We start from the raw sequence: 23,260 nt of genomic DNA, 5'->3' as shown, positions 1-23,260 counted from the left end.
CCCCTTACAGCTTCATCAGGCTGGCGTCGTCGACCGAGGCCGAGTGGCGGGTACGGAACAGCGACACGATGATCGCCAGGCCGACCACGACCTCCGCGGCGGCGACGACCATCGTGAAGAACGCGATGATCTGGCCGTCGAGATTGCCGTGCATCCGGGAGAAGGCGACGAAGGCGAGGTTGCAGGCGTTGAGCATCAGCTCGACGCACATGAACAGCACGATCGCGTTCTTCCGGATCACCACTCCGGCCGCGCCGATGGTGAACAGCAGGGCCGCCAGGTACAGGTAGTTGACCGGATTCACTTCGAGGCCTCCTCACGGCCGAGGCGCTCCGAGGACTTCTGCTCCAGCGCCTTCAGGTCCTCCAGGGCCTGGCTGGAGACGTCCCGGATCTGGCCGCGGCCGCGCAGGGTCTTGTTGACCGTCAGTTCGGACGGGCTGCCGTCCGGCAGCAGGCCGGGGATGTCCACGGCGTTGTGCCGGGCATACACGCCGGGTGCGGGCAGCGGCGGGAGCTGCACGCCCTCGCGGACGCGCCGCTCGGCCATCTCCCGCTGGGTGGCGGCCCGCTCGGTGCGCTCGCGGTGGGTGAGCACCATCGCGCCGACGGCCGCGGTGATCAGCAGGGCGCCCGTCATCTCGAAGGCGAAGACGTACTTGGTGAAGATCAGCTGGGCCAGGCCCTCGACGTGCCCGGCGGAGTTGATCCGGCCCAGCCCGTTGAAGTGGGTGAGTCCGGCCTGGCCGATGCCGGCGATCAGCAGGATGCCGAAGCCGAGCCCGCACAGGGCGGCCAGCCAGCGCTGCCCCTTGAGGGTCTCCTTCAGCGAGTCGGCGGCGGTGACGCCGACGAGCATGACCACGAAGAGGAAGAGCATCATGATCGCGCCGGTGTAGACGATGACCTGGACGACGCCCAGGAAGTAGGCCCCGTTGGCGAGGTAGAAGACTGCCAGGATGATCATCGTCCCGGCCAGGCTCAGCGCGCTGTGCACGGCCTTCTTCATGAGGATCGTGGCCAGCGCGCCGACGACGGCGACCGTGCCGAGGATCCAGAACTGCACGGCCTCACCGGTGGAGGTCAGGGTGGCGGCGATGACGCTCATGCCCCCACCTCCTGTGAGTCGTCGGCGGCTTCGGCGGCTCCGGCGGCTTCGGCGACTTCGCCCTTGGAGACGGCCACCTGCCGGACCGTGCCCGGGGCGGCCCCCGTCACCAGTCCGCGGTAGTAGTCCTGCTCGTCCGTGCCGGGGAAGATCGAGTGCGGTGCCTCGACCATGCCCTCGGTGAGTCCGGCGAGCAGCTGCTCCTTGGTGTAGATGAGCGACTCGCGGCTGGAGTCGGCCAGTTCGAACTCGTTCGTCATGGTCAGCGCCCGCGTCGGGCACGCCTCGACGCACAGCCCGCACAGGATGCAGCGGGCGTAGTTGATCTGGTAGACCGCGCCGTACCGCTCACCCGGGGAGTAGCGCTCCTCGTCGGTGTTGTCCGCGCCCTCCACGTAGATGGCGTCGGCGGGGCAGGCCCAGGCGCACAGTTCGCACCCGATGCACTTCTCCAGACCGTCCGGGTGGCGGTTGAGCTGGTGCCGTCCGTGGAAGCGCGGAGCGGTGGTCTTCTGCTGCTCCGGGTACTGCTCGGTGAGCCGCTTCTTGAACATGGCCTTGAAGGTCACGCCGAAGCCGGCCACGGGGTTCTGCCATTTTTCGTCAGACACCGCTCAACCCTCCTCTCGGTCACTCTCAGTATTCGTCCCGCCACTGACAATGAGATCCCGCTCCTGGCGGGGACGTCGGCGCGGTACGGGTGCCAGGTGCTGGCCGGGCTTGGGCGGTACGGGGAAACCGCCCGCCATCGGGTCGAAGGGCTCCTCCGCCACGGCCTGGCCGGCCTCCTCGGCGGCGGCCTTCTCCCGCTTGTCCCGGATGAGGTCCGCGACCAGGGAGAGCAGCAGGACCGCGATGACCGCGCCGCCGACGTAGAGGACGATCTCGCTGAAGTCGTACTGCTCGTTGCGCAGCGCCCGGACGGTGGCGACCAGCATCAGCCAGACCACCGAGACGGGGATCAGGACCTTCCAGCCGAGCTTCATCAGCTGGTCGTAGCGCACGCGTGGCAGCGTGCCGCGCAGCCAGATGAAGAAGAACAGCAGCAGCTGCACCTTGAGGACGAACCAGAGCATCGGCCACCAGCCGTGGTTCGCCGCCTCCCAGTACGTCGAGATCGGCGCCGGGGCCCGCCAGCCGCCCAGGAAGAGGGTGACCGAGACGGCCGAGACGGTGACCATGTTGACGTACTCGGCCAGCATGAACAGCGCGAACTTGATGGAGGAGTACTCGGTGTTGAAGCCGCCGACCAGGTCGCCCTCGGACTCCGGCATGTCGAAGGGGGCGCGGTTCGTCTCGCCGACCATCGTGATGACGTAGATGATGAAGGAGACCGGCAGCAGGATGATGTACCAGCGGTCCGCCTGCGCTTCGACGATCGCCGAGGTCGACATCGACCCGGAGTAGAGGAAGACCGAGGCGAAGGCGGCGCCCATCGCGATCTCGTACGAGATCATCTGCGCGCAGGAGCGCAGGCCGCCGAGGAGCGGGTACGTCGAGCCGGACGACCAGCCCGCCAGGACGATGCCGTAGATGCCGACCGAGGCCACCGCGAGGATGTAGAGCATCGCGATGGGCAGGTCGGTCAGTTGCATCGTGGTGCGCTGGCCGAAGATGGAGACCTCGTTGCCGGCGGGGCCGAAGGGGATCACCGCGATGGCCATGAAGGCGGGGATCGCCGCGATGATCGGGGCGAGGACGTAGACGATCTTGTCGGCCCGCTTGACGACGACGTCTTCCTTCAGCATCAGCTTGACGCCGTCGGCGAGCGACTGGAGCAGGCCCCAGGGGCCGTGCCGGTTGGGGCCGATGCGCAGCTGCATCCAGGCGACGACCTTGCGCTCCCACACGATGGAGAAGAGCACGGTCACCATCAGGAAGGCGAAGCAGAACACCGCCTTGATGACCACGAGCCACCAGACGTCCCGGCCGAAGAGGGAGAGGTCCTCGGCCGCGAGGACGTGCGGCTGCGCCGCGAACTGGGCGAGGTGGGTCACGCTCGCACCTCCCGTGCGGGGGCCGGGGCTGCGCCCGGCCGAAGGACGTGGGTCCGGATGGTCACGACTGGGCCTCCGCTGCGTCGCTCTGGGTCCCGCGCGGGGCGGAGGGGCCGATCCGGACGAGGGTGCCGGGGCGGGCGCCGGTGTCGGCGAGGACGCCGGAGCCGGTGGAGTTCATCGGGAGCCACACCACCCGGTCGGGCATCTCGGTGATCCGGAGCGGGAGTTCGACGGAGCCGGCCGGTCCGGTGACCGCGAGGACGTCGCCGCTCTTGACGCCCGTCTCGGCGGCCGTGGCGGCCGACAGCCGGGCGCTCGCCTCGTGCCGGGTGCCGGCCAGGGCGTCGTCGCCGTCCTGGAGGCGGCCCTGGTCGAGCAGGAGCCGGTGGCCCGCGAGGACCGCCTCGCCCGCTCCGGGGCGGGGCAGCGGCGCGGTGTCCGCCGCCTGCTCGGAGGTGCGCGCCCCGGCCCACGGGCCGAGCCGGTCGAATTCCCGGCGTACGGCGTGTACGTCGGGCAGGCCGATCGGCCGGTCGGCCGCGTCGGCCAGCATGTGCAGCACGCGGGCGTCGGCGGGGGCGAGCCGGCGGGTCATCTGCTCGGGCTTGAGCGCCGCCTCGAACGGCCGGACCCTGCCCTCCCAGTTGATGAACGCGCCCGGCTTCTCGGCCACCGCGGCGACCGGCAGGACCACGTCCGCGTGGTCGGTGACCTCACTGGGCCGCAGTTCCAGGGAGACCACGAAGGCCTCCTCCAGGGCGATCCGCGCGCGGGCCGGATCCGGCAGGTCGGCGACCTCGACGCCCGCGACCAGCAGGGCCGACAGCTCGCGCCCGGCGGCGGCCTCGACGATCTGGCCGGTGTCGCGGCCGTAGCGGTGCGGCAGCTCGTCCAGGCCCCAGGCGGTGGCGACCTCGTCGCGGGCCCGCGGGTCGGTGGCGGGACGGCCGCCGGGCAGCAGGGACGGCAGGGCGCCCGCCTCGACGGCTCCCCGCTCACCGGCCCGGCGCGGGATCCACACCAGCTTCGCGCCGGTCGCGGCGGCGGCCCGTACGGCCGCGGTCAGCGCGCCGGGCACCCCGGCGAGGCGCTCCCCGACGACGATGACCGCGCCGGTGGCGCGCAGCGCGTCGGCGGCGGCCTGGCCGCCCTCCTCCAGCCCGGTCCGGGTGGCGAGGGCGTCCAGCCACTGTGGCTCGGTGCCGGGAGCGGCGGCCAGCAGGGTGCCGCCCGCCTTATCCAGGCCGCGGGTGGCGAAGGGGGCGAGGGCGAAGGTCCGCTGCTTGTGCTTGCGGTGGGCCTTGCGCAGCCGCAGGAAGACCCCGGGGGCCTCCTCCTCCGCCTCGATGCCGACCAGCAGCACGGTGGGCGCCGCCTCCAGCGAGGTGTACGTGACCCCCTCGCCGTCGAGGTCCTTGCCGGTGCCGGCCACGGAGGCGGCCAGGAAGTCGGCCTCCTCCGCGCTGTGCACGCGGGCCCGGAAGTCGATGTCGTTGGTGTCCAGCACCACCCGGGCGAACTTGGCGTACGCGTAGGCGTCCTCGACGGTGAGCCGGCCCCCGGTCAGCACCCCGGCCCGGCCGCGCGCGGCGGCGAGTCCGGCCGCCGCGGCCGCCAGGGCCTCGGGCCAGCTCGCGGGCTCCAGCACCCCGGCCGCGTTGCGCACCAGCGGGGTGGTCAGCCGGTCCGGGCGCTGCGCGTAGCGGAATCCGAAGCGGCCCTTGTCGCAGATCCACTCCTCGTTGACCTCGGGGTCATCCGCGGCCAGCCGGCGCAGCACCTTGCCGCGGCGGTGGTCGGTCCGGGTCGCGCAGCCGCCCGCGCAGTGCTCGCACACGCTCGGGGAGGAGACGAGGTCGAACGGGCGGGAGCGGAACCGGTAGGCGGCCGAGGTGAGGGCGCCGACGGGGCAGATCTGGATGGTGTTGCCGGAGAAGTACGACTCGAAGGGATCGCCCTGGCCGATGCCGACCTGCTGGAGCGCGCCGCGTTCCAGCAGCTCGATCATCGGGTCGCCGGCCACCTGGTTGGAGAAGCGGGTGCAGCGCGCGCAGAGCACGCACCGTTCGCGGTCCAGGAGCACCTGCGTGGAGATCGGCACCGGCTTCTCGTACGTCCGCTTGAGTCCCTCGAAGCGGGACTCGGCGTTGCCGTGCGACATCGCCTGGTTCTGCAGCGGGCACTCGCCGCCCTTGTCGCAGACGGGGCAGTCCAGCGGGTGGTTGATGAGCAGCAGCTCCATCACACCCCGCTGGGCCTTGTCGGCGACCTGGGAGGTCAGCTGGGTCTTGACGACCATGCCGTCGGTGCAGGTGATGGTGCACGAGGCCATCGGCTTGCGCTGGCCCTCGACCTCGACGATGCACTGGCGGCAGGCGCCGACGGGGTCGAGGAGGGGGTGGTCGCAGAACCGGGGGATCTCGATGCCGAGCTGCTCGGCGGCCCGGATGACGAGGGTGCCCTTGGGCACCGAGAGCTCGGCACCGTCGATCGTCAGCGTGACTGTGTTCTCGGCGTCCCGCCGCGACCCCGCGGCCTCGCCGCCGCCCGCAGGGGCGTTACTGGTGACGGTCATGCGTTCACCTCCGTGTCAGCCCAGAGGGTCGACTTCCTGGGGTCGAAGGGGCAGCCCTTGCCCGTGATGTGCTGCTCGTACTCCTCGCGGAAGTACTTGAGCGAGGAGAAGATCGGGCTGGCCGCACCGTCGCCGAGCGCGCAGAAGGACTTGCCGTTGATGTTGTCGGCGATGTCGTTCAGCTTGTCGAGGTCGGACATGAGGCCGTTGCCCGCCTCGATCTCCCGGAGCAACTGGACGAGCCAGTACGTTCCTTCGCGGCAGGGCGTGCACTTGCCGCAGGACTCGTGGGCGTAGAACTCGGTCCACCGGGTGACCGCCCGCACCACGCAGGTCGTCTCGTCGAAGCACTGCAGTGCCTTCGTGCCGAGCATCGAGCCGGCCGCGCCCACGCCCTCGTAGTCGAGCGGGACGTCCAGGTGCTCGTCCGTGAACATGGGGGTGGAGGAGCCGCCGGGGGTCCAGAACTTCAGCCGGTGGCCGGGCCGCATGCCGCCGCTCATGTCGAGCAGCTGGCGCAGGGTGATGCCGAGCGGGGCCTCGTACTGGCCGGGGCCGGCGACGTGCCCGGAGAGCGAGTACAGCGTGAAGCCGGGGGACTTCTCGGTCCCCATCGACTTGAACCAGTCCTTGCCCCTGTGCAGGATCGCGGGAACCGAGGCGATGGACTCCACGTTGTTGACGACGGTGGGGCACGCGTAGAGCCCCTCGACGGCAGGGAAGGGGGGACGCAGCCGGGGCTGACCGCGCCGGCCTTCGAGGGAGTCGAGCAGCGCCGTCTCCTCGCCGCAGATGTACGCGCCCGCTCCCGCGTGCACCGTGATGTCGAGATCGAGCCCGCTGCCCAGGATGTCTTGGCCGAGGTAGCCGGCCTCGTACGCCTCGCGCACCGCCTCGTGCAGGCGTCGCAGCACCGGCACGACCTCGCCGCGCAGGTAGATGAAGGCGTGCTGCGAGCGGATCGCGTAGCAGGCGATGATCATTCCCTCGATGAGGGAGTGCGGATTGGCGAAGAGGAGGGGGATGTCCTTGCAGGTTCCGGGCTCCGACTCGTCCGCGTTCACGACGAGGTAGTGCGGCTTCCCGTCGCCCTGCGGGATGAACTGCCACTTCATTCCGGTGGGGAAGCCCGCGCCGCCGCGTCCGCGCAGACCCGAGTCCTTCACGTAGGCGATCAGGTCGTCGGGGGTCATGGCGAGCGCCTTGCGCAGGCCCTCGTACCCCTCGTGCCGCCGGTAGGTCTCCAGCGTCCACGACTCGGGCTCGTCCCAGAACGCCGAGAGGACGGGAGCGAGGAGCTTCTCCGGGCTCGTCCCTCCTGCGGCCTCGGGCTGGGAGGTGCCCCCGTGACGTTCCTGTGGAGTGGACACGGTCATCACTCCCCTCCCTCGGTGGTGGCCTCGCCGCGCGGGTGCACGATGCTGGTGTGCGGGGATTCGCCGCGGGTGATGCGCAGCCCGATCAGGGAGGCGGGGCCGGCGCCGCCGGTGGCCTCGACCGCGCCCTCGCGCTCGTCCGGGAAGCCCGCCAGGATGCGGGCGGTCTCCTTGTACGTGCACAGCGGCGCGCCCCGGGTCGGCTCGACCGGGCGGCCGGCCAGCAGGTCGTCCACCAGGGCCTTGGCGGACTCGGGGGTCTGGTTGTCGAAGAACTCCCAGTTGACCATCACCACGGGGGCGAAGTCGCAGGCCGCGTTGCACTCGATGTGCTCCAGCGTGACCTTGCCGTCGGGGGTGGTCTCGTTGTTGGCGACCCCGAGGTGCTCCTTGAGCTCCTCGAAGATGGCGTCGCCGCCCATCACGGCGCACAGGGTGTTCGTACAGACGCCGACCTGGTAGTCGCCGGAGGGCTTGCGCCGGTACATCGTGTAGAAGGTCGACACGGCCGTGACCTCGGCGGTGGTCAGGCCCAGCACCTCGGCGCAGAAGCGGATGCCGGTGCGCGAGACGTAGCCCTCCTGCGACTGGCACAGGTGCAGGAGCGGCAGCAGCGCGCTGCGGCTGTCGGGGTAGCGGGCGATGACCTCCGCGGCGTCGGCTTCCAGCCGCGCCCGGACGTCCGCCGGAAAGTCCGGGGCGGGCAGCTGGGGCATGCCCAGGGCCACACGGGGTCCGGGGGTCTCCCCCCGGGAAGACACGGTCGTCATCGGTCGACGCCTCCCATCACGGGGTCGATGGAGGCGACGGCGACGATGACGTCGGCGACCTGGCCGCCCTCGCACATCGCTGCCATGGCCTGCAGGTTGGTGAAGGACGGGTCACGGAAGTGGACCCGGAAGGGGCGGGTGCCGCCGTCGGAGACGACGTGGACGCCGAGCTCGCCCTTGGGCGACTCGACGGCCGCGTACGCCTGCCCGGGCGGTACCCGGAAGCCCTCGGTCACCAGCTTGAAGTGGTGGATGAGGGCCTCCATGGAGGTGCCCATGATGTTCCTGATGTGGTCGAGCGAGTTGCCGAGCCCGTCCGGGCCCATCGCGAGCTGCGCCGGCCAGGCGATCTTCTTGTCGGCGACCATGACCGGGCCCGGCTCCAGCCGCTCCAGGCACTGTTCGACGATCCGCAGCGACTGGCGCATCTCCTCCAGGCGGATCAGGAACCGTCCGTAGGAGTCGCAGGTGTCGGTGGTCGGCACGTCGAACTCGTAGTTCTCGTAGCCGCAGTACGGGTCCGACTTGCGCAGGTCGTGCGGCAGGCCGGCGGACCGCAGGATCGGGCCGGTGGCGCCGAGCGCCATGCAGCCGGTGAGGTCGAGGAAGCCGACGTCCTGCATGCGGGCCTTGAAGATGGGGTTGCCGGTGGCGAGCTTGTCGTATTCCGGCAGGTTCTTCTTCATGGTCTTGACCAAGTCGCGCAGTTGGTCGACGGCGCCCGGGGGGAGGTCCTGGGCGAGGCCGCCGGGGCGGACGAACGCGTGGTTCATCCGCAGCCCGGTGATCAGCTCGAAGATGTCGAGGATCAGCTCGCGGTCGCGGAACCCGTAGATCATGATCGTCGTCGCGCCCAGCTCCATCCCGCCGGTGGCGATGCACACCAGGTGGGAGGAGAGCCGGTTGAGTTCCATCAGCAGCACGCGGATGACGGTGGCGCGGTCCGGGATCTGGTCGGTGATGCCGAGCAGCCTCTCGACGCCCAGGCAGTACGCCGTCTCGTTGAAGAACGGCGTCAGGTAATCCATGCGCGTGACGAAGGTGGTGCCCTGCGTCCAGTTGCGGTATTCGAGGTTCTTCTCGATGCCGGTGTGCAGGTAGCCGATGCCGCAGCGGGCCTCGGTGACCGTCTCGCCGTCGATCTCCAGGATCAGGCGGAGCACTCCGTGGGTGGACGGGTGCTGGGGGCCCATGTTGACGACGATCCGCTCGTCGTCGGCGCGGGCCGCGGACTGGACGATCTCGTCCCAGTCGCCGCCGGTGACGGTGTAGACGGTGCCTTCGGTGGTCTCGCGTGCCGCGGCCTGATCGGCGGGGGCGTGGTGTGACGTGGACATCAGCTGTACGACCTCCGCTGGTCGGGAGCCGGGATCTGGGCGCCCTTGTACTCGACGGGGATGCCGCCGAGCGGGTAGTCCTTGCGCTGCGGGAAGCCCTGCCAGTCGTCCGGCATCATGATCCGGGTGAGGGCCGGGTGCCCGTCGAAGATCAGTCCGAAGAAGTCGTACGTCTCGCGCTCGTGCCAGTCGTTGGTCGGGTAGACGGCGACGAGCGACGGGATGTGCCGGTCGCTGTCCGCGACGGAGACCTCCAGCCGCAGGATCCGGCCGTGGGTGAGCGAGCGCAGGTGGTAGACGGCGTGCAGCTCGCGGCCCTTGTCCTCCGGGTAGTGCACGCCGGAGACGCCGGTGCACAGCTCGAAGCGCAGGGCCGGATCGTCGCGCAGGGTGGAGGCCACGCGGACGAGGTGCTCGCGGGCGATGTGGAAGGTCAGCTCGCCCCGGTCGACCACCGTCTTCTCGATGGCGTTGCCGGGTACCAGGTCCTGTTCCTCCAGGGCACCTTCGAGCTCGTCGGCCACCTCGTCGAAGTACGAGCCGTACGGGCGGCTCGTGGCACCGGGCAGGCGTACGGAGCGTACGAGGCCGCCGTAGCCGGAGGTGTCGCCGCCGCTCTGCGCGCCGAACATGCCGCGCTGGAGGCGGATCTCCTCGCCCTGGTCGCCGCGCTGACCGGGCAGGTTCTGCTGGCTGAGTTCCCTGTCGGGGTTGGGTTCGCGGGTCTCACTCACCGGAGCAGCCCCTTCATCTCGATGGTGGGGAGGGCCTTGAGGGCCGCCTCCTCCGCCTCACGGGCCGCCTCTTCCCGGTTCACGCCGAGCTTCGATCCCTGGATCTTCTGGTGGAGCTTGAGAATCGCGTCCATCAGCATCTCGGGGCGCGGCGGGCAGCCGGGCAGGTAGATGTCCACGGGGACGATGTGATCGACGCCTTGGACAATCGCGTAGTTATTGAACATTCCGCCTGAAGATGCACAAACCCCCATGGAGATGACCCACTTGGGAGCGGGCATCTGGTCGTACACCTGCCGCAGTACCGGCGCCATCTTCTGGCTGACCCGGCCTGCCACGATCATCAGATCGGCCTGGCGCGGGGAGCCGCGGAAGACCTCCATGCCGAAGCGGGCCAAGTCGTAGCGGCCCGCGCCGGTGGTCATCATCTCGATGGCGCAGCAGGCGAGGCCGAAAGTCGCGGGGAAGACGGATGACTTGCGCACCCAGCCCGCGGCCTGTTCGACGGTGGTCAGCAGAAAGCCGCTCGGCAGCTTCTCTTCCAGTCCCATGGAAATTCAGCCCCTCAGTCCCATTCCAGGCCGCCGCGGCGCCAGACGTAGGCGTAGGCGACGAAGACGGTGAGCACGAAGAGCAACATCTCGACGAGCCCGAAGATCCCCAGGGAGTCGAAGGTGACGGCCCAGGGGTAGAGGAAGACGACCTCGATATCGAAGATGATGAAGAGCATCGCCGTCAGGTAGTACTTGATCGGGAAGCGGCCGCCACCGGCCGGCATCGGAGTGGGCTCGATGCCGCACTCGTACGCTTCGAGCTTTGCCCGGTTGTACCGTTTTGGACCGATCAGCGTGGCCATGACCACGGAGAAGATCGCAAACCCTGCGCCGAGGGCGCCGAGCACGAGGATGGGCGCGTACGCATTCACGCTCCTCGCTCCTTCCAGTCGTCCTTGACCGTTGGACCGCTGCACCGGCACCGCATGCCCCGCCTCGCGAAGATCGACCGGATCGAGGTGATCGCATGTGAGGCAGTTCACAAGCCGGACTGCTGCGCATCTTATGCCCGTCCGTCTGTGATCTGCGACACGGGTGGCAACAAGGAGTTTGTGATCTCCACCACCAGGCGAACGATCATGAAGCCCGATGAGTGGTGATCTTCATACGCGAAGCATCCACATGATCACCAACCGTGACATCCAAGCTCGTTACCGCAGGTAGAAGGCTTGTCGCCACTATCAAACATGCTTAATGCACGCAAATTCGCACCACGACTGGGCTGGTGGTAAAGGGATCCGGGTCGCCCGGTCGAGGGAGCCCGTGCGTACGGAGGTGGACACGAGGCAAGCGGGTGGCCACGGGTCCGGCGCACACGTGCATCCGTTCACTAATCCACTCCCCACCCCGTCACGGGTCCGGCCGGAGATCCGGTCGCGCCACGGCGGCGGCCGGGGTGGCACAGCGGGCTCGGATCCGGCGGCACAGCGGGCTCGGATCCGGTGGCACGGCGGGCGGCGAGGCGGGCCCGGATCCGGCGGTCGACGCACGGCCGGTTCACGGTCGGGCGACAGCCGGGTCGCAGGGCGGACACAGCCACCCCGCAGCGTCCACACAGCGCGACGCCGCTGTGACCTGCGCCACACGGAATGCCTGCTACCGAAACAGGGCTTGGCCATCTGTGCGGCGGGATGGTAGGCCGTGGATCAATCCGGACTTATTGCAGAAACCCCATGATCACAGGCTTGTGAGGGCGTGTCCGTTTGGCCCGTTACGGCGTCAAAGTCAGGCGCGGCGCGCCCGGTTCGACCCTTTCGCGCACAACTGTGGCGCACCCCACGTTTCTTGAAGGGACCCTCTACCCCCTGATAGCGGTTGTACTCATGTCCCACACCGCTCACATACCCAGCCACCGGAAGCCCCGCCGCAGCGCCTCGAAGCTCGCGGTCCGCGCCGGAGTTGCCGGTGGCGTACTCAGCACCCTGGCCATGGCCGGAACGGCGAGCGCGTCCCCCTCCGCCGAACCCGTGGCCGAGACGACGCTCGAGATGCCGGTCCTCAACCTGGACCTGAGCGCCGAGGTCGCCTCCGCCGTCACCGCCGCCGCCGAGAACACCCGCTCGGCCGCCGTCGAGGGCGAACTGAACGCCCTGGAGGAGAGCGCCCGTACCGGCGCCGCCGCCGAGGCGAAGAAGGCCAAGGAAGACGCCCAGCAGAAGGCCGACGCCGAGAAGAAGGCGAAGGAGGAAGCGGACCGCAAGGCCGAGGCCGAGCGCGCCAGCCGCACCGCCGCCCGCACCTCGCTGGCCACCGCCTCCGCCTCCGGTGGCGCCTCCACCTCCAAGAGCACCGCCGCCGCCGGCGCGACCACCGGTGTCAGCGCCCCGGCCACCGGCTCCGCCGCGGCCATCGTGAACTTCGCCCGCGCGCAGGTCGGCAAGGCGTACGTCATGGGCGGCACCGGCCCGTCCTCCTTCGACTGCTCCGGCCTCGTCCAGGCCGCCTACCGCCAGGCCGGCATCTCCCTGCCGCGCATGTCCCAGGCGCAGTCCTCAGCGGGCACCTCGGTCTCGCTGAGCGCCCTGCAGCCGGGCGACATCCTGTACTGGGGGGCCAAGGGCAACGCCTACCACGTCGCCGTCTACGTCGGCGGCGGCAAGTTCGTCGGCGCGCAGAACCCCAGCACGGGCATCGTCGAGCGCTCCATGAGCTACGACAAGCCGACGGGCGCCGTCCGCGTCCTCTGAACCGTTTTGAGATGGCTGTCGTCTGAGACGTCAGACGTCTGAGGGCCGGTACTCCCCCGCTCGGGGGTGGAGTACCGGCCCTCCGGCTTTTCCGCTTTCCTGCGAAGATGGCCGAGGCTCGCCGTGGCCGTATTCGATCCCTGGAGGTGGTGGTCCCGTGAGCACGCAACCGGCTCCCCGCGGTACGGACGACCACGGCAGCGGCGATCCATCCGCTCTCCCGGCCGCGCTCGGGCTCGGTCTCCTCGCCGCCGGAGGATGGCTGTTGACCACCGCCCGCCCCTGGCAGAAGCCGGGGCACCCGCTGACGCTCGGCCTCGGCTGGGCCGCCTCGGGGGCGCTGCTGCTGTGCGGGCTGGTGCTGCTGGCCCGCTGCGTGCGATCCGGCCACCGGGCCGAAGGGGCCCCGTACGGCCCGGGACGGGCGGAAGCGGGCCGGGACGCGGAGAACGATCCGGTCCGGCCCGCCTAGACCGCTGAAGCCGTCTCAGGCCTTGGGGGCCACCTTCGCGAGCCCGTTGATGATGCGGTCCATCGCGTCGCCACCCGTCGGGTCGGTCAGGTTGGCCAGCATCTTCAGCGTGAACCTCATCAGCACCGGGTGGCTCAGGCCGCGCTGCGTGGCGACCTTCATGACCTTCGGGTTGCCGATCAGCTTCACGAAGGCGCGGCCCATCGTGTAGTAGCCGCCGTAGGTCTCCTTGAGCACCTTCGGGTAGCTGTGCAGGGCCAGCTCGCGCTGGGCCGGGGTGGACCGGGCGTGCGCCTGCACGATGACGTCGGCCGCGATCTGGCCCGATTCCATGGCGTACGCGATGCCCTCGCCGTTGAACGGGTTGACGAGCCCGCCCGCGTCACCGACCAGCAGCAGGCCCTTGGTGTAGTGCGGCTGCCGGTTGAAGGCCATCGGCAGGGCCGCGCCGCGGATCGGCTGCGTCATGTTCTCGGGGGTGTAGCCCCAGTCCGCGGGCATGGACGCGCACCAGGCCTTGAGGACCTCGCGCCAGTCCAGCTCCTTGAAGGCGGAGGAGGAGTTGAGGATGCCGAGGCCGACGTTGGACGTGCCGTCGCCCATGCCGAAGATCCAGCCGTAGCCGGGCAGCAGCCGGTCCTGCGCGCCGCGCCGGTCCCACAGCTCCAGCCAGGACTCCAGGTAGTCGTCGTCGTGCCGGGGCGAGGTGAAGTACGTACGCACCGCGACGCCCATCGGGCGGTCCTCGCGCCGGTGCAGGCCCATCGCCAGGGACAGCCGGGAGGAGTTGCCGTCGGCCGCGACGACCAGCGGGGCGCTGAAGGTGACCGGGGTCTTCTCCTCGCCGAGCTTGGCCTGCACGCCGGTGATGTGGCCGGTGCGCGGGTCGCGGACGGGCTCGCCGACGTTGCAGCGCTCGTACAGCCGCGCGCCCGCCTTCTGCGCCTGCCGGGCCAGGGTCTCGTCGAAGTCGTCGCGCTTGCGGACGAGTCCGTAGTCCGGGTAGGAGGCGAGTTCCGGCCAGTCGAGCTGGAGCCGGTGCCCGCCGCCGATGATCCGCAGGCCCTTGTTGCGGAGCCAGCCCGCCTCTTCCGAGATGTCGATGCCCATCGCCACCAGCTGCTTGGTGGCGCGCGGTGTCAGTCCGTCGCCGCAGACCTTCTCGCGGGGGAACGCCGTCTTCTCCAGCAGCAGGACGTCCAATCCGGCCTTGGCGAGGTAGTAGGCGGTGGTCGCGCCGGCGGGGCCGGCCCCGACGACGATCACATCCGCGGAGTGTTCGGAGAGGGGCTCGGTCACTGCGGGGTCTCCCGAAGGCTCGATAAAGGGTGCCCAACGGCACCGGACATGTGCAGTCTATGCAGCGAGAGAGATCGCGATCAGAAGGGCCATCCCGTTGACCAGCTCGCCCACGTCGCCCGCGTCACCCGCGTCACCCACCTCGTCGACGTCGCCGGCGTCGCCGGCCCGGCCGCTCCCCGCCGTACAGCTCCGCGTGCCGACCCACGAGGACGCGCACGCCTGGCACAGCGTCTTCGACGATCCCGACGTGATGGAGTTCCTCGGCGGTCCCGCCGAGCTGTCCTCGTACGTGGAGCTCACGGCGCGCCAGCGGATGCACGACGCACAGCTCGGCCACTGCCTGTGGACGCTGCTGGACGAGGAGGGCGCGGTGATCGGGTTCACCGGTGCCCAGCCGTGGCCGCGGGAGAAGGAGTGGGGGCCGGTCGGGGAGATCGAGATCGGCTGGCGGCTGGGGCGCGAGCACTGGGGCAAGGGGTACGCGTACGCCGCCGCGCTGGCCACCCTCGAACGCGTACGGGAGGCGGGCGTCCCGCACGTCGTCGCGATGATCAACGACGAGAACAGCCGCTCGATCGCGGTCGCGGAGCGGCTCGGCATGGACCTGGCCGAGCGGTTCCCGCTCCCGGGCGGCCGCCGCCACGGCCGCCGGTACGCCCTCTCCCTGCGGGGCGAGTAGGGGGTGACCGTCCGGGCGCCGCGTTCCGCCCGGCCTGCTGGGGCTCCGCCCCGGCCCCGCGCTCCGGCCCCGAACTCTCCCCCGGCCACCTCCCCCGGACGCCGTCCGGGCGACGCCCTCGGAGGTGCTCCCTGACGGGGCCGAGTCCGTCGCCCCGGGTGAGCGGCTCTGGTCAGAAGACCGACAGGCCCGTCAGGGTCGTGAACCGGTCCAGGGCCGCCACGCCCGCGACGGAGTTGCCCTGGGTGTCCAGGCCTGGGCTCCACACCGCCAGGGTGCACGCGCCCGGGACGACGGCGACGATCCCACCGCCCACCCCGCTCTTGCCGGGCAGCCCGACGCGGTAGGCGAACTCGCCTGCCGCGTCGTAGGTCCCGCAGGTCAGCATCACCGCGTTGATCTGCTTGGCCTCGCTGCGGGTCAGCAGCCGCGAGCCGTCCGCACGCAGTCCGTGCCGGGCCAGGAAGCGGCCGGCGCGGGCCAGGTCGGCGCAGCTCATCTCGATGGAGCACTGCCAGAAGTAGTGGTCCAGCAGGGCCGGCACCGGGTTGTCGATGTTCCCGTACGAGGCCATGAAGTGGGCGAGGGCGGCGTTGCGGTCACCGTTCTCCTGCTCGGAGGCCGCGACCTCGGCGTCGAAGCCGATGTCCGGATTGCCGCTCTCCTCCCGCAGGAACTCCAGCAGTTCGCTGCTCGCGTCGCCGGTCAGGGTCTGGAGCCGGTCGGTGACCACGAGGGCGCCCGCGTTGATGAACGGATTGCGCGGAATGCCGTTCTCGTACTCCAGCTGCACGAGCGAGTTGAAGGGGTTGCCGGAGGGCTCCCGGCCGACCCGGTCCCACAGGCTGTCGCCGCCCTCGGCCAGCGCCAGGGCCAGCGCGAAGACCTTGGTGATGGACTGGGCTGAGAAGGGCACCTGCCAGTCCCCCACCCCGAAGACGTTGCCGTCGAGGTCGGCGATCGCCATCCCGAACTGACCCGGGTCCACGGAGGCGAGCGCCGGGATGTACTCGGCGGGCGTGCCGCTGCCGACCATCGGGGCGATGTCGGACGCGATCCGCTCCAGCAGCGCCGGGTAGTTCAGGGGGACGGTGTCCAGCGCCCCGGAGTCCGGCTCCACGTCGTCCAGTGGCAAGGCGTCCGGCGCCACGTCGTCCCATGGCAAGGCGCCCGGTGGCAAGGCGTCCGGCGGCACGTTCTCGGGCACGTTCGTCACACCTTGGTGCCCCGGTGCAGCGCGACGATGCCGCCGCTCAGGTTGCGCCAGGCGACCTTGGCCCAGCCGGCCTTCCGCAGCAGCGCGGCGAGCGCGGGCTGGTCCGGCCACTCGCGGATGGACTCGGCGAGGTACACGTACGCGTCCGGGTTGGACGACACCGCGCGGGCCACGGGCGGCAGCGCGCGCATCAGGTACTCGGTGTAGACGGTGCGGAAGGGGGCCCAGGTGGGCTGCGAGAACTCGCAGATGACGACCTGGCCGCCGGGCTTGGTCACCCGGTACAGCTCGCGCAGGGCGGCGTCGGTGTCCTGGACGTTGCGCAGGCCGAAGGAGATCGTCACGGTGTCGAAGACGTCGTCCTTGAACGGCAGCTTCGTCGCGTCGCCGGCGGTCAGCGGCAGCCACGGGTTGCGCTTCTTGCCCTCGCGGAGCATGCCGAGGGAGAAGTCGCAGGGGACGACGTACGCACCGGTCGCGGCGAAGGGCAGCGAGGAGGTCGCGGTCCCCGCGGCCAGGTCGAGGACCTTCTGCCCGGGGCGCGCGCCGACCGCCTTGGCGACCTCCTTGCGCCACAGCCGGGCCTGGCCGAGGGAGAGGACGTCGTTGGTGAGGTCGTAGTTGGCCGCCACCCCGTCGAACATGGAGGCGACTTCGTGCGGCTGCTTGTCCAGGGAAGCCCTTGTCACTGGCGTTCGCCCCTCGGTGTGCGATGCGGATCGGCGGGTACCGCACCATCCTCTCAGGCCGCCCGGCCCCCGGCGGCGGGGGCTCCACGCGCGGGGGCGCACAACTGGCCCGAAGGCCAGTTACGCGGGCGGCGTGCGGGCGCGTTGACTGGCGGGTGCGCGGCCCGGTGAGGGTCACCCGCCGGATCTTGGGGCCGAGCAACGGCCCGGTCCGGCAGCGGCCGCCACGGAACAGAGGGCTTTCACGATGCCGGCAGGCCATTCCACCGGTCGCTCCCGCCTCGGTCCGCGCGCCCAGCGCCGGGCGGAGCGGCGCAGGCGGCTGCGGCGGACACTCCTCGGCTCGGCGGCGCTGGTCGCCGTCTCGGCGGCCGCGGCCGCGTACGCGCTGGTGCCGCAGGACGACGCCGCGACGGTCGCGGACGGCCGGACGGCGGCCCGGCCGGACCCGCAGGACGGACAGGACCCCTCGGGCGCCGGCGCGGACGCCGCCCCGCAGGGCGGCAAGCGGTCCCCGGCCCCGGGGCGCTCCTCCGCCGCGCCTTCGCCGCCGCAGCCCGCCCCCGCCCCGCCCGCCCCGGCCGGCGGCGGCTCGTCGTCTCCCGCCGCGGTACCGGCTTCAGGGACGGGTGTCTTCAAGCCCTCCGCCGTCTCCGGGCCGCCGCAGGGCAAGGGGCCCGCGCTCCGCTGGCGACTGGAGGTCGAGGAGGGCAGCGGGGTCGACCCGGACACGGCCGCCCGTGCCGTGGAGGCGATCCTCGGGGATCCCCGCGGCTGGACCACGGACCCGGCGTACGGATTCCAGCTGGCCGGAGCGGGCATGCCGGTGGACTTCACGGTGAAGATCGCGACGCCCACCACCACCGACCGGCTGTGCGACGTGGTCACGCCCGAGCTCGTCGGCGAGACCAACTGCCGGGCCGGCCACACGGTCGTGGTGAACCTCAAGCGCTGGCAGGAGGGGTCGCCGCAGTTCAACGGCACGGTGGAGGAGTACCGGGCGCTGATCGTCAACCACGAGGTGGGGCACGAACTCGGCCGCGAGCACGAGACCTGCCCGGGCCCGGGGAAGCCCGCGCCTGCGATGATGCAGCAGATCAAGGGCCTGCTCGGCTGCGAGTCGAATGCCTGGCCGTTCGACCGGAACGGAACCTATCTGTCCGGCCCACGCGTCCCTTAGGGAGGGTGAGCCGGTCATCACATGTGACCGGCCGGGGGCGAGGAGTGGAAACCGTGCGCGTCGTCAGCTTCACCGTCCCCGCGTGGTTCCCCTCCTACGAGGAGCCCCCGGGGCCGTCGGGGCCGCAGGCGCCGCCCGGAGCCCAGCTCACCGAGCAGGAGTCGGCCGTGTTCCTGTGCCTGGCCACCGGCGCCTCCAACGCGGAACTCGCCGTCGAGCTGCAACTGTCCGTCAGCACGGTCAAGTTCCACGTGGTCAACATACGGGCGAAGCTGGGCGGCATCAGCCGCCTCCAGGCCTGCCTGCTGGCCGCCCTCGCCCGGGAGTCCTCGGCGGACGTCCCGCGGCTCAGCGGCGGCGGTGCAGCAGCCGGCCCCCGATGACCGTGGCCACGCAGGTGGTCGCGCCCCGCTCCAGCAGCGCCTGGAGGTCCGCGACCGCGAAGGCGGCGAAGCGGGCCGGGGCACCCGGCTCCAGGGTCCCGTAGAAGGCCTGCCCGGCCGTGTCCCGCCCGGCAAGGGGGTCCCCCGGGACGAAGTCCGGGGGAGGGTCCAGGGACGGCGGGCCCTCGCAGGGCGCCGGCGGCAGGATCGTGAGCCCCGAGCGGGTGACCGCCGTGCGGACCGCCGGGATCGTGAAGCGGCCGGTGACCGCCACCACCCCGCGGGCGAGCAGCTTCTGCGTGCCGCGCCGGGCGCTGTTGCCCCAGCGGGCCTCGGTCATCTTGAGGCCGTCCAGGGCGGCTTGTCCGCTGATCGGGTCGGCGCCGAGCTCGGTGATCTCGTACGGGTCGTCCGGGTAGTACGTGCGCTCCAGCAGCGCGTCCGCCCCGCGCACCAGCAGTCCCGGGGTCAGCACCCCGGGCCAGCGGCGGGCCCGGGCGTGCGGATAGGCCGCGGCGAGGTCCTCGTACGGCCCCACGCGGGCGATCCGGTCGCCCTCGACGAGCACCGCGCCGCCGGGCAGCGGTGGGGTCTGCGGGCCGGGGACGAGGAGTTCAGCGGTGTGAAGCGTCAGCACAGCGGCGTCAGTTCGGTTCGGTTCGGGCAGTCGGGTACGCGGTGTCAGGTCGTGGAGATGAGCTTCAGCTCGGGGTGCGCCGTGCCGCCCTCGATGGCGGTGGAGGAGATGTGCGACACCACCCGGTCGTCGACCGGGTCGTTCGCCGGGTCGTCGTGCACGAGGAGGTGCTCGTACGTCGTCGCGCGCTGCGCGGGGGTGCGGCCCGCCTTGCGGATCAGGTCGATGATCTCCTGGCGGTTGGAGCGGTGCTTGGCACCGGCCGAGGAGACGACGTTCTCCTCCAGCATGATCGAGCCGAGGTCGTCCGCGCCGTAGTGCAGCGAGAGCTGGCCCGCTTCCTTGCCGACGGTGAGCCACGAGCCCTGGATGTGGGCGATGTTGTCGAGGAAGAGGCGGGCGATGGCGATCATCCGCAGGTACTCGAAGACCGTCGCCTGGGTGCGGCCCTTGAGGTGGTTGTTCTCGGGCTGGTAGGTGTACGGGATGAAGGCGCGGAAGCCGCCCGTACGGTCCTGGGTGTCCCGGATCATCGCGATGTGCTCGATGCGCTCGGCGTTGGTCTCGCCGGTACCCATCAGCATGGTGGAGGTGGACTCCACGCCCAGCTCGTGGGCGATCTCCATGATCTCCAGCCAGCGCTCGCCGGACTCCTTGAGCGGGGCGATCGCCTTGCGCGGCCGCTCCGGCAGCAGTTCGGCGCCGGCGCCCGCGAAGGAGTCGAGACCGGCCGCGTGGATGCGGCGGATGGCCTCCTCGGCCGAGACGCCCGAGATCTTGGCCATGTGCTCGACCTCGGACGCGCCGAGGGAGTGGATGACCAGCTGCGGGAAGGCCTTCTTGATGGCGGCGAAGTGGTGCTCGTAGTACTCGACGCCGTAGTCCGGGTGGTGCCCGCCCTGGAACATGATCTGCGTCCCGCCGAGCTCCACGGTCTCCGCGCAGCGGCGCAGGATGTCGTCGAGGTCGCGGGACCAGCCCTTCTTCGTGTCCTTGGGGGCCGCGTAGAAGGCACAGAACTTGCACGCCGTGACGCACACGTTGGTGTAGTTGATGTTCCGCTCGATGATGTACGTCGCGATGTGCTCGCTGCCGGCGTACCGGCGGCGGCGGACCGCGTCGGCGGCCTGGCCGAGCGCGTGGAGCGGCGCGTGTCGGTAGAGGTCGAGCGCCTCTTCCTTGGTGATCCGGCCCCCTGCGGCGGCGCGGTCGAGGACAGACTGGAGAACGGCCTGGTCGGTCACCGGTGCGTCACCTTTCGGCGGTGTGTCAAGAGGTCCGGACCGATCCAGCCTACGCCAGGGGGTGATCCGGTACCCCGCACACCCCCTGCCGGTCGCCGCTTCAGCGGGGACCGCCCAGCGCGCCGTACACGACGCCGGCGAGCGCCCCGGCGAGCATGAACGGGCCGAAGGACATCGCGGTCTTGCGGTCGGCGCGGCGCAGCAGCATCAAGCGCAGGCCGTGGACCGCGCCCGCGAGGAACGCCACGAAGGTCCCCGCGAACAGGACGGGCCACCCGTACCAGCCGAGGACCTGGCCCAGCGTGAGGGCGAGCTTGACGTCTCCCCAACCCATGCCGCGGGGGTTGATCAGGAGGAGGAGGAAGTAGCTGCCGCCGAGAGCGAGGCCTCCCAGGAGAGCCGTCGGCCACGAGCCGGTTCCCGGGAACACCGAGACGAGGCCGAGGCCCGCCGCCGTTACGGCCGCGAGGGGCAGTGTCAGCACGTCGGGCAGCCGGAACACCGCCAGGTCGACGAGGGCGAGCAGAACGCCGAACGGCGCGAGGGCCACCCACACGAGCAGTTCGGGCCGCGGCCCCACGGCCGCGGCGAGGACCGCGCACGTCGACGCGGTGAGGACCACCGGGGTCCGGGCCGGTCCGTACGCGCCGGTCTTCTCGCCGCAGGGCGAGCAGCCCGTACGCCCCAGCCATCCGCCGGCCGGTCCCGTCAGCGGATGACCGGACGGGCACCGCGTACGCCACGGGTCGTCCGGGTCGACGGCGAGCCGGTACAGGGCGCGGGGCACGAGCAGGCCGGAGACGACGCCCCACACGACGGCGCCGGCCACCACCAAGGCCGCCGTGACATCCATGCGTCAGCCCGCCGCCGGCCGGTCACGCTCGTTGATGTCGACGAGGAAGGGCGGCACGTCCGGGTGCGGGTCGGGATCGTGACCGTGATCGGCAACGCCGTGGGCGGCCCGGAAAAGCCGTACGACGGCCTCGTGGGCCGACGTCACCGTCTGCGCCACATCGCGAGCCGTTGCCGACTCGTCCGCGTTGACCACGACGTCCTGCGGAGGCGTCCCCTCTTGCACGACCGTCACCAGGACCCGCATGACCCGTCCCCTTACCGTCAGCGCGTAGCGCGCCGCCCACCCTGGGAGTTCGCTGATCAACCGAGGCTAGTGGCTGGGCCGGGAGGCGGGAACAGTCGCCCCTGAGTTCCGTCGGCGCTATTCACCCGCATTCCGGGCGCGGGTCATCGCCGTGCGGAAGGGCGGGATTTCCCGGAATCGGCATATCCGTCATTCCCGGACCTTCCGGTGCCGCTCGCGGCCCGCCGCCGGGGAATGCCGTCAGTGCTCCGGGACGGTCGCGCCCAGGAGCTCCACGGAGACGTCGGCGGGGTATCCCGTCGTCGGTCCTGTGCGGCGCGCGAATTCCCGTACGCCCGCCAACTGATCGGGCCCGAAGCGGAAATCGAGCGTCGTGAAGTACCGCTCCAGCAGCTCCGCGTCGAAGGCCTCCCAGCGGGCCGCCTGCTCGGCGACCTTGGCGACCTCGTCCAGGGACACGTCCCGGGAGGCGAGGAAGGCCTCGTGGACCTTCTGTACGACGACGGGCTCGCGGGCGAGGTAGTCCTTGCGGGCGGCCCAGACGGCGAAGACGAACGGCAGTCCGGTCCATTCTTTCCACATCAGCCCGAGGTCGTGCACGGTCAGGCCGAGGCGGGGGGCGTCGTGGAGGGAGGCGCGCAGCGCGGCGTCGCCGATCAGTACGGCCGCGTCGGCCTCCTGCATCATCACCCCCAGGTCAGGGGGGCAGGTGTAGTAGTCCGGCTGGACGCCGTACTGCTCGGAAAGCAGGAGCTGGGCGAGGCGTACGGACGTACGGGACGTCGAGCCGAGGGCGACGCGGGCGCCGTCGAGCCGGTCCAGGGGCACCTGCGAGACGATCACGCAGGACATCACGGGGCCGTCGCAGCCGACCGCGAGGTCGGGGAAGGCGACGAGCTGGTCGGCGTTGCGGAGGAACTCGACGAGGGTGATCGGGGCGATGTCCAGCTCCCCGGCGACGAGGCGTTCGCTGAGCTTCTCGGGGGTGTCCTTGGTCAACTCCAGGTCCAGCAGCGTGCCGGTTCTGGCCAGTCCCCAGTAGAGGGGCAGGCAGTTCAGGAACTGGATGTGGCCGACGCGGGGCCGGCTGCGATTGACGTCCACATCGCGAGACTAGCCCCCGGATCGTCGTCAGCCTTCGGGCGGGTCTCAAACGTCTGAGTGACGTGATCTTTCCCTCTGGTCTCGCCCCGAGGGTGCATGCTAGGCTCGTCCGCAAGTTGCAGTTTGGTTTCCCTTGCAGTACGAGGCCTGCGGAGCATGTAACCCGCAGGCTTTTGTAGTTTTCAGACTTCTTAGCAGGTTCTGGAGCAGGGCAACCCTTTGGCCCATAGGAGGGCTCATGGCTACCGGAACCGTGAAGTGGTTCAACGCTGAAAAGGGCTTCGGCTTCATCGCCCAGGACGGCGGCGGCCCGGATGTCTTCGTCCACTACTCCGCGATCAACGCCTCTGGCTTCCGCTCCCTTGAGGAGAACCAGGCGGTGAACTTCGACGTCACGCAGGGTCCGAAGGGCCCGCAGGCGGAGAACGTCACCCCGGCCTAGTCGCCTGGGCCAACCAGAATCGCGGTTGGATAAGCAGTACCCAAGGAGCCCTGTCACCTCTGCGCGAGCAGAGCGGCAGGGCTCCTGCCTTTTGCCTCCCGGCGAGGGGGGCGGAAATGCGGCCGGGCCCCGCCCCCGTGGTCACGTCGGGGGGGGCGGCGCCGCGGGGCGGGG

25 protein-coding genes are annotated in these 23,260 nt (G+C 70.8%); 6 read left to right on the top strand and 19 right to left on the bottom strand.

Features of this window, described 5'->3' with window-relative positions:
- Positions 1-4 precede the first annotated feature (4 nt).
- From nuoK to ABZX75_RS12520, 11 genes are all read right to left on the bottom strand, one after another.
- Positions 5-304 (bottom strand): NADH-quinone oxidoreductase subunit NuoK, encoded by a 300-nt coding sequence (gene nuoK, locus ABZX75_RS12570; RefSeq protein ID WP_355410150.1) that lies wholly within the window; start codon positions 302-304, stop codon positions 5-7.
- On the bottom strand, positions 301-1,107 hold the full coding sequence (locus ABZX75_RS12565; RefSeq protein ID WP_355410149.1) for an NADH-quinone oxidoreductase subunit J: 807 nt from the start codon (positions 1,105-1,107) through the stop codon (positions 301-303). The genes nuoK and ABZX75_RS12565 overlap by 4 nt, the downstream gene beginning before the upstream one ends.
- Positions 1,104-1,718, bottom strand: a complete 615-nt coding sequence (gene nuoI / locus ABZX75_RS12560; protein ID WP_355410148.1) for an NADH-quinone oxidoreductase subunit NuoI — start codon at positions 1,716-1,718, stop codon at positions 1,104-1,106. The genes ABZX75_RS12565 and nuoI overlap by 4 nt, the downstream gene beginning before the upstream one ends.
- A gap of 3 nt (positions 1,719-1,721) precedes the next feature.
- A complete protein-coding gene (gene nuoH, locus ABZX75_RS12555) occupies positions 1,722-3,104 on the bottom strand; it encodes an NADH-quinone oxidoreductase subunit NuoH (protein ID WP_355410147.1) in 1,383 nt (460 codons plus the stop codon).
- Positions 3,105-3,165: 61 nt separating this feature from the next.
- Complete coding sequence (locus tag ABZX75_RS12550) at positions 3,166-5,682, bottom strand: NADH-quinone oxidoreductase subunit G (RefSeq protein ID WP_355410146.1); 2,517 nt, start codon at positions 5,680-5,682, stop codon at positions 3,166-3,168.
- Positions 5,679-7,058 carry an NADH-quinone oxidoreductase subunit NuoF gene (gene nuoF, locus ABZX75_RS12545; protein ID WP_355410145.1) on the bottom strand — a complete coding sequence of 460 codons (1,380 nt, stop codon included), beginning with the start codon at positions 7,056-7,058 and terminating at the stop codon, positions 5,679-5,681. The genes ABZX75_RS12550 and nuoF overlap by 4 nt, the downstream gene beginning before the upstream one ends.
- Positions 7,058-7,828: an NADH-quinone oxidoreductase subunit NuoE gene (nuoE, locus tag ABZX75_RS12540; RefSeq protein WP_355410144.1), complete on the bottom strand. Its 771-nt coding sequence runs from the start codon at positions 7,826-7,828 to the stop codon at positions 7,058-7,060. The genes nuoF and nuoE overlap by 1 nt, the downstream gene beginning before the upstream one ends.
- Positions 7,825-9,165, bottom strand: coding sequence for an NADH-quinone oxidoreductase subunit D (locus ABZX75_RS12535; RefSeq protein ID WP_355410143.1), 1,341 nt, complete (start codon positions 9,163-9,165; stop codon positions 7,825-7,827). Before ABZX75_RS12535 ends, nuoE begins: the two co-directional genes overlap by 4 nt.
- Positions 9,165-9,899, bottom strand: a complete 735-nt coding sequence (locus ABZX75_RS12530) for an NADH-quinone oxidoreductase subunit C (protein ID WP_355410142.1) — start codon at positions 9,897-9,899, stop codon at positions 9,165-9,167. Before ABZX75_RS12530 ends, ABZX75_RS12535 begins: the two co-directional genes overlap by 1 nt.
- A complete protein-coding gene (locus ABZX75_RS12525; protein WP_007265818.1) occupies positions 9,896-10,450 on the bottom strand; it encodes an NADH-quinone oxidoreductase subunit B in 555 nt (184 codons plus the stop codon). Before ABZX75_RS12525 ends, ABZX75_RS12530 begins: the two co-directional genes overlap by 4 nt.
- Before the next feature lie 14 nt (positions 10,451-10,464).
- Positions 10,465-10,824 carry an NADH-quinone oxidoreductase subunit A gene (locus ABZX75_RS12520; protein ID WP_031145920.1) on the bottom strand — a complete coding sequence of 120 codons (360 nt, stop codon included), beginning with the start codon at positions 10,822-10,824 and terminating at the stop codon, positions 10,465-10,467.
- A 951-nt stretch (positions 10,825-11,775) separates the two neighbouring features.
- Here ABZX75_RS12520 and ABZX75_RS12515 point away from each other — a divergent pair.
- Together ABZX75_RS12515 and ABZX75_RS12510 are read left to right on the top strand one after the other, a co-directional pair.
- Positions 11,776-12,639, top strand: a complete 864-nt coding sequence (locus ABZX75_RS12515) for an NlpC/P60 family protein (RefSeq protein WP_355410141.1) — start codon at positions 11,776-11,778, stop codon at positions 12,637-12,639.
- A gap of 157 nt (positions 12,640-12,796) precedes the next feature.
- On the top strand, positions 12,797-13,111 hold the full coding sequence (locus ABZX75_RS12510) for a hypothetical protein (protein WP_355410140.1): 315 nt from the start codon (positions 12,797-12,799) through the stop codon (positions 13,109-13,111).
- Positions 13,112-13,126: 15 nt separating this feature from the next.
- On the opposite strand, the gene ABZX75_RS12505 is transcribed toward ABZX75_RS12510, so the two are convergent.
- A complete protein-coding gene (locus ABZX75_RS12505; protein WP_355410139.1) occupies positions 13,127-14,410 on the bottom strand; it encodes a geranylgeranyl reductase family protein in 1,284 nt (427 codons plus the stop codon).
- Between the two features lie 196 nt (positions 14,411-14,606).
- On the opposite strand from ABZX75_RS12505, the gene ABZX75_RS12500 reads away from it, so the two are divergent.
- On the top strand, positions 14,607-15,092 hold the full coding sequence (locus ABZX75_RS12500; RefSeq protein ID WP_355410138.1) for a GNAT family N-acetyltransferase: 486 nt from the start codon (positions 14,607-14,609) through the stop codon (positions 15,090-15,092).
- 172 nt (positions 15,093-15,264) lie between these two features.
- On the opposite strand, the gene ABZX75_RS12495 is transcribed toward ABZX75_RS12500, so the two are convergent.
- Both ABZX75_RS12495 and ABZX75_RS12490 read right to left on the bottom strand, forming a co-directional pair.
- Positions 15,265-16,176 (bottom strand): glutaminase, encoded by a 912-nt coding sequence (locus ABZX75_RS12495; protein ID WP_355410361.1) that lies wholly within the window; start codon positions 16,174-16,176, stop codon positions 15,265-15,267.
- A gap of 128 nt (positions 16,177-16,304) precedes the next feature.
- Positions 16,305-16,997, bottom strand: a complete 693-nt coding sequence (locus ABZX75_RS12490; protein ID WP_355410137.1) for a demethylmenaquinone methyltransferase — start codon at positions 16,995-16,997, stop codon at positions 16,305-16,307.
- A 247-nt stretch (positions 16,998-17,244) separates the two neighbouring features.
- On the opposite strand from ABZX75_RS12490, the gene ABZX75_RS12485 reads away from it, so the two are divergent.
- On the top strand, positions 17,245-18,177 hold the full coding sequence (locus ABZX75_RS12485) for a DUF3152 domain-containing protein (RefSeq protein WP_355410136.1): 933 nt from the start codon (positions 17,245-17,247) through the stop codon (positions 18,175-18,177).
- A 53-nt stretch (positions 18,178-18,230) separates the two neighbouring features.
- The gene (locus ABZX75_RS12480) at positions 18,231-18,560 is read left to right on the top strand and encodes a helix-turn-helix transcriptional regulator (protein WP_355410135.1); all 330 of its coding nucleotides are present in this window, start codon (positions 18,231-18,233) and stop codon (positions 18,558-18,560) included.
- Here ABZX75_RS12480 and ABZX75_RS12475 read toward each other — a convergent pair.
- The 5 genes from ABZX75_RS12475 to ABZX75_RS12455 form a co-directional block, all read right to left on the bottom strand.
- Complete coding sequence (locus ABZX75_RS12475) at positions 18,526-19,197, bottom strand: hypothetical protein (protein ID WP_355410134.1); 672 nt, start codon at positions 19,195-19,197, stop codon at positions 18,526-18,528. The genes ABZX75_RS12480 and ABZX75_RS12475 overlap by 35 nt on opposite strands.
- A gap of 44 nt (positions 19,198-19,241) precedes the next feature.
- Complete coding sequence (gene mqnC / locus ABZX75_RS12470; protein ID WP_355410133.1) at positions 19,242-20,441, bottom strand: cyclic dehypoxanthinyl futalosine synthase; 1,200 nt, start codon at positions 20,439-20,441, stop codon at positions 19,242-19,244.
- A gap of 100 nt (positions 20,442-20,541) precedes the next feature.
- On the bottom strand, positions 20,542-21,294 hold the full coding sequence (locus ABZX75_RS12465; protein ID WP_355410132.1) for an A24 family peptidase: 753 nt from the start codon (positions 21,292-21,294) through the stop codon (positions 20,542-20,544).
- Between the two features lie 3 nt (positions 21,295-21,297).
- Positions 21,298-21,540: a hypothetical protein gene (locus tag ABZX75_RS12460; protein ID WP_355410131.1), complete on the bottom strand. Its 243-nt coding sequence runs from the start codon at positions 21,538-21,540 to the stop codon at positions 21,298-21,300.
- A gap of 240 nt (positions 21,541-21,780) precedes the next feature.
- Positions 21,781-22,644: a menaquinone biosynthesis protein gene (locus ABZX75_RS12455; protein WP_355410130.1), complete on the bottom strand. Its 864-nt coding sequence runs from the start codon at positions 22,642-22,644 to the stop codon at positions 21,781-21,783.
- A 238-nt stretch (positions 22,645-22,882) separates the two neighbouring features.
- Between ABZX75_RS12455 and ABZX75_RS12450 the strand changes: the two genes are divergently transcribed.
- Complete coding sequence (locus tag ABZX75_RS12450; RefSeq protein WP_023587141.1) at positions 22,883-23,086, top strand: cold-shock protein; 204 nt, start codon at positions 22,883-22,885, stop codon at positions 23,084-23,086.
- Positions 23,087-23,260 lie beyond the last annotated feature (174 nt).

The sequence above is a fragment of the Streptomyces sp. NPDC003038 genome, assembly GCF_040611115.1.
Classification (GTDB): domain Bacteria; phylum Actinomycetota; class Actinomycetes; order Streptomycetales; family Streptomycetaceae; genus Streptomyces.
Note: the sequence above shows the minus strand (reverse complement) of the source record. Positions and strands in the feature narration are given on the sequence as shown.